This is a genomic window from Collimonas fungivorans, assembly GCF_028292705.1.
GTDB lineage: Bacteria > Pseudomonadota > Gammaproteobacteria > Burkholderiales > Burkholderiaceae_D > Collimonas > Collimonas fungivorans_B.
In genome coordinates, this window is record NZ_JAQGLV010000076.1 from 1 (window position 1) to 5,369 (window position 5,369).

Sequence of the window (5,369 nt, forward strand, 5' to 3'; positions counted from 1 at the left end):
ACTGGTTCCCGGCCGCGAAGCGGGCCCGCGTCAACGGCTTGTTCATGACCTCGTTTGCGATCGCCGGCGTGGTGGGCGGGCCGATCGCCGGTTTCATCATGAGCCGCATGGACGGCGTCGGCCATTACGCCAACTGGCAGTGGCTGTTCCTGCTGGAAGGCATCCCGTCGGTGCTGGCCGGCATCGCGGTGCTGCTCTATTTGCCGGAAAAACCGATCAACGCAAAATGGCTGAGCCTGTCGGAACAGCAGGCTGTAGGCAAGGCGCTGGCGGCGGAAAACCACGACCACAAACATGCTTCCTTGCGCGACGCCTGCCGCAATTACCGGGTCTGGATCTGCGCCGCGGTGTATTTCTGCGTGGTCAGCGGCAACGCCACGATCGCCTTCTGGTCACCGTCCATCATCAAGGAAATCGGCGTGGTCGGCAACCTGCAGATCGGTCTGATTTCGGCAGTGCCTTTCCTGGCGGGCACCATCGCTATGATCTGGAACGGCATCCACTCGGACCGCAGCGGCGAGCGGCGCCTGCACTGCGCCTTGGCGACGCTGGTGGCCAGCATCGGCCTGATACTGACCGGCTTCTTCATCGGCAATGCGGTGCTTGCGCTCTGTGCGCTGACCTTGGCGGCGATCGGGATCCTGGCTGCATTCCCGGTGTTCTGGTCGATTCCTGCCGCATTCCTGACCGGCACCGCAGCCGCCGGCGGCATTGCGCTGATCAATTCGATCGGCAACCTCGCCGGTTTCGCCGCGCCTTACCTGATCGGTTCTCTGAAAACCACTACCGGCAGCGTCGCTTCCGGTTTGTACTTCGTCGCCGCGCTGGAATTCTGCGCGACGATCCTGGTCTTGCTGTTCATCAAAAAAGTTCGCTAATCCTCAAACCGGCGCCGGCGGTTTCCGCCGGCTGCCTTCTTTAAAGCTGGAACCATCATGCACATTTCCTTTCAGGTCGACAGCGAGCAAGGCTCGCGTCAGCTCGACACCGACATCCATACCCTGATCGTGGCCGGCTGGGCCGGGCGCGACCATGCCGCCATCGAACACCATATCGAAGAACTGGCGGCGCTCGGCATCTCGCGCCCCAGCGCCGTGCCGCTGTATTACCGCATCGCCAGCAACCAGCTGACCCAGGCCGGACAGGTGCAGGTGGTCGGCCCCGATTCGTCGGGCGAAGTGGAAACCTTTGTATTCGTCGCCGACGGCGAGCTGTATGTCAGCATCGCTTCCGACCATACCGACCGCAAGCTGGAAGCGCATAGCGTGGCGCTATCGAAACAGGCATGCGTCAAGCCGGTCGCCGCCGACGCTTGGCGCCTGGCCGAAGTCGCCGAGTATTGGGATGAACTGGTGATCCGTTCCTACATCGAGGAAAACGGCGAGACGGTGCTCTACCAGGAAGGCCCGCTGGCCTCGCTGCGCACGCCGCAAGACCTGATCGCCGGCTATACCAACGGCGCCGCCATGCTGCCGGCAGGCAGCGGCATGACCTGCGGCACCGTCGCCGCGATCGGCGGCATCCGTCCGGCGCAGTCATTTACAATGGAACTGTTCGATCCGCGCCGGCAGCGCACCTTGCGTCATAGCTACCAGGTTGAAGTCCTGCCCGAAGTTGCTTGAAAATTGCTTGAAAGTTGCTTGAACATCGGATTCCACACCATTTCACGAGGCCGCATGACTACCACGCCACCTACCCTGCAATCCCTGGCCACGGCGCTAAGCCAGAACACCGTCAGCTCGGCCGCCCTCACCGAAGCCGCGCTGCAACGCGCGCTGGAGCCGTCCGGCGAAGGCAGCCGGGTGTTTACTGAATTGTATGCCGCGCCGGCGCGGGCGGCGGCGCAAGCTTCCGACCTGCTGCGCGCCAGCGGCCAGGTGCGTTCGCCGATAGATGGCTTGCCGATTTCAGTCAAAGACCTGTTCGACGTCGCCGGCAGCACCACGCTGGCCGGTTCGGTGGCGCTGCGCGATGCTGCGCCGGCCAGCGTCAGCTCACTGGCGGTGCAGCGCCTGGTGGCGGCCGGCGCGGTCATCGTCGGCCGCACCAACATGACCGAATTCGCCTTTTCCGGCCTCGGCATCAATCCGCACTACGGCACTCCGCGCAATCCATGGGACAGAAGCACCGGCCGCATACCAGGCGGCTCCTCGTCCGGCGCCGCGGTTTCGGTCAGCGACGCCATGGCGGTCGCCGCCATCGGTTCCGACACCGGCGGCTCCATACGCATCCCAGCCGCGCTGTGCGGACTGACCGGCTTCAAGCCGACTGCGCGGCGGGTCTCGCTGCAAGGCGTATTGCCACTGTCGACGCAGCTGGATTCGATTGGGCCTATCGCCAACAGCGTCGCCTGTTGCGCCACCCTCGATGCGATCCTGGCCGGCGAACCGATAGTGCCGCTGCAGCCGTATTCGCTGCGTGGCCTGCGCCTGGCGCTGCCGACTACGCTGGTGCTGGATGGCATGGACCATCATGTCGCAGCGGCGTTTGCCGGTGCACGTCAGCGGCTGCAAGCGGCGGGAGCGCTGATCGAAGAAATCGAAATGCCCGAATTTTCGGCGCTGGGGGCAATCAACGCCAAAGGCGGATTTGCCGGCGCCGAAGCCTATGCCTGGCATCGCGCGCTGATCGCAGAGCGCGCCGCCGCTTACGATCCACGTGTGATTTCGCGTATCTTGCGCGGCAAGGAAATCAGCGCGGCTGACCTGATCGACCTGTTCGCGGCGCGCAAGCAGTGGATCGCGACGGTCGAACGCAAGATCGCGGGTTACGATGCGCTGCTGCTGCCTACCGTGCCTGTCGTGGCGCCGGCCATCGCCGCGCTGGAAGCCAGCGATGAAGCGTATTTCGCCGCCAACGGCCTGATCTTGCGCAATCCGTCGGTGATCAACTTTTTCGACGGCTGCGCGCTCTCCTTGCCTTGCCATGCCGCCGGCACTGCGCCGGTCGGACTGATGCTGGCCGGCGCCGGCGGCAATGACCGCAAGATCCTGGAAATCGGACTGGCGGTGGAGGCTGCGCTGGCGGCTGCCTGATCCGGGCTGCAGGTCAAAAACAAAAAGCCGGATCAATCAGATTGATCCGGCTTTTTTATTTACATATGATTTCGGGTCAGTGATCGACCGCCAGCCTGGCTACCTGCAATACCTCTCCGCTGCTGGCATTCTGGACAAAGGCGACAATGCCGAAGCGGTCTGCGCGGACGTCCGTGCCTATGCTGTCGAGCGCGATTTTTTCATTGATCTGCACCATGCCATCCTTCAGCGCAAACGGACCCAGCCAGCGCCGCACGACATAGTCGTGGTGCAGCGTCACGCCATCGTTCTCGCCAGCCGCCACCTTGGATACCAGCTGGTTTTCGTAAAGCGCGATGTACGCGTTATGGCCGTCTTTGGAAGGCTGGCGCAGCTTGACCTTGGCCGACAAGTCGAAATTGCGCGGCGCCGTGCCGGACAGCTTGATGGCGATGTCGGCCGGCGACGGCCGGTCCGTGATTTTAGCGACTGCGGCGTCAAACGCCTTGTTCGCGCTCCACTGCCTCAGCTCGCGGCCGCCGACGAAAATTTCCGGCGTGTACACCACGCGGCTGTTGGTGAATGCCGCCAGTTCCTGCTGCCGCACGGTGAAGCGATGATCGCCGAACCTGTCCTTCCAGCCCAGGCTGTCCCAATAATCGACATGCAGGGCCAGCGGCACGATGCGCTCCGGTCCGGCCTGGCTTGCCCTGGCTTGCGCGCCCTGCCTGGACAGCCATTGGTCGGCCGGCGGGCAGCTGTTGCAGCCTTCGCTGGAATACAGTTCGACCAGCGCCACCCGGTTGGCCGGGCTTTGCGCGCTGTAGTCCTGCGCCTGGGCAGCGGTCGCAAGTCCGACCCCAAGCATCGTCAACACAAGCTGTTTTGAAACATTGATAAGGATCCGCACCTGACTCTCCTGGCTGTTCATCTGTAGCTTGGTCGCGCTGCGCGTCAGTTCCTTACAGATCAGCTTCAATTCAAGCCCGGACCCTTGCCTGGCCCTCTATGGCGCCCGATACAAATTGATCACGTCGCGCTCGACCCGCACCAGGTTTTGCCCGGCATCCACCACAAACTCGGCGCCGTTGAAAGACGGCCTGGTCAGCAGCAGGATGGCGTCGGCGATTTCCGTGACCGGCGCGATATATCCGAGCGGGGTCGAGCGGGCGGAAGAATATTCGAAATCGGCCTGGCTCTGGTCGCCGCTGCTCGTCATCAGGCCGGGATACAGGGCATTGACGCGCAGCACCGGCGCCGCCGACATCGCCAGCATCGCGGTCAGGTTGCCCAGGGCGGCTTTGGCCACGGTGTAGCTGAAATCCTCGGGATGGAAATTGGCGTGCACTTTCTGGTCCACCACGTTGATCACCACGCCCTGCTGGCCGCGCTGCCTGGCTTGCCGGTGAAACGCCTGGGTCAGCAGCAGCGGCGCGCGGCAGTTCACCTGCCATGAACGCTCCAGGTCCGGCAAGGCAAAATCGGCCAGCGTATCGGGGAAAAAAATCGCAGCGCAGTTGATCAGCACATCGAGCCGGCCGAACCTGGCGTAGACCGCCTCTATCATTGCCGTCAGCTGCTCCGGTGCTTGCAGGTCGGCGTGCAGGGCGACCGCCCTGCCGCCGCCAGCTTCGATGGCTTGCACCGTATCCAGCGCTTCTTGCTGCGAACTGCCGTAGTGCACCACCACCGCATAACCGGCTTGCGCGAACCGCTCGGCGATCACGCGCCCGACGCGCTTGGCGGCGCCGGTGATCAGCACCACGGCGGGCGCCGCATCGGCCGGCTTGCGCTGTTGGTTGGCCTGCTGGTTGGCGTGCTTGTTCAATTTTTGACGGCAGCGGCGGCGTGACGGTCCATGAACTGCGCCAGGCGCACGTCGAGATCGGTAACGCCGTTGGCGTCGTGGGTCGTCAGCAGCACCGCCACACGGTTATAGACGTTGGACCACTCCGGATGATGGTCCATTTTTTCCGCCAGCAAAGCCGCCTGGGTCATGAAACCGAAAGCCGCGTTGAAGTCGGCAAACAGGAAAGTCTTTTGAATCGCATCGCGGCCATCGACTGCGGTCCAGCCGTTGAGGCCCAGGATTGCGGCTGCAGCGCCGATATGGGTGGAGCTTGGCATTGAAGTATCCGTTCGTGAAAACTTCAATTCTATAACCGTAAGCAGCCGAATGCTTAAAAGATGCGCGACCCAAGGCTGTTCAATCGGGTTTCGGCAGTTTTCGGTTAAAAAAGTCGACAATTTCGGCATTTAATTGCGCATGCTCCGCAACCCGGTCCACTCCCGGGGCATCCACGCACAGGTACGGCGTCCTGGACTTCATGACAGCGCTGCAAGGCGCAATGAATA

At 62.9% G+C, this 5,369-nt stretch carries 6 protein-coding genes; 3 read left to right on the forward strand and 3 right to left on the reverse strand.

Annotated features, from left to right (window positions below; all coding sequences use genetic code 11):
* The 3 genes from JWQ61_RS03650 to JWQ61_RS03660 form a co-directional block, all read left to right on the forward strand.
* The coding region (locus JWQ61_RS03650; RefSeq protein ID WP_304359317.1) for an MFS transporter at window positions 1-878 on the forward strand (878 nt) is incomplete at its 5' end.
* A gap of 57 nt (window positions 879-935) precedes the next feature.
* The gene (locus JWQ61_RS03655; RefSeq protein ID WP_304359318.1) at window positions 936-1,622 is read left to right on the forward strand and encodes a DUF2848 domain-containing protein; all 687 of its coding nucleotides are present in this window, start codon (window positions 936-938) and stop codon (window positions 1,620-1,622) included.
* Between the two features lie 54 nt (window positions 1,623-1,676).
* Entirely contained in the window at window positions 1,677-3,035 is a 1,359-nt protein-coding gene (locus tag JWQ61_RS03660) for an amidase (RefSeq protein ID WP_304359319.1), read from the forward strand.
* Between the two features lie 76 nt (window positions 3,036-3,111).
* Here the strand turns inward: JWQ61_RS03660 and JWQ61_RS03665 are convergent, their stop codons facing one another.
* The 3 genes from JWQ61_RS03665 to JWQ61_RS03675 all read right to left on the reverse strand — a co-directional run bounded on the left by JWQ61_RS03665 (window position 3,112) and on the right by JWQ61_RS03675 (window position 5,270).
* Window positions 3,112-3,882, reverse strand: a complete 771-nt coding sequence (locus tag JWQ61_RS03665; protein ID WP_304359320.1) for a thioredoxin family protein — start codon at window positions 3,880-3,882, stop codon at window positions 3,112-3,114.
* Window positions 3,883-4,020: 138 nt separating this feature from the next.
* Window positions 4,021-4,779 (reverse strand): SDR family oxidoreductase, encoded by a 759-nt coding sequence (locus tag JWQ61_RS03670; RefSeq protein ID WP_304359322.1) that lies wholly within the window; start codon window positions 4,777-4,779, stop codon window positions 4,021-4,023.
* Between the two features lie 59 nt (window positions 4,780-4,838).
* Window positions 4,839-5,270, reverse strand: coding sequence for a 4a-hydroxytetrahydrobiopterin dehydratase (locus JWQ61_RS03675; protein ID WP_304359321.1), 432 nt, complete (start codon window positions 5,268-5,270; stop codon window positions 4,839-4,841).
* Window positions 5,271-5,369 lie beyond the last annotated feature (99 nt).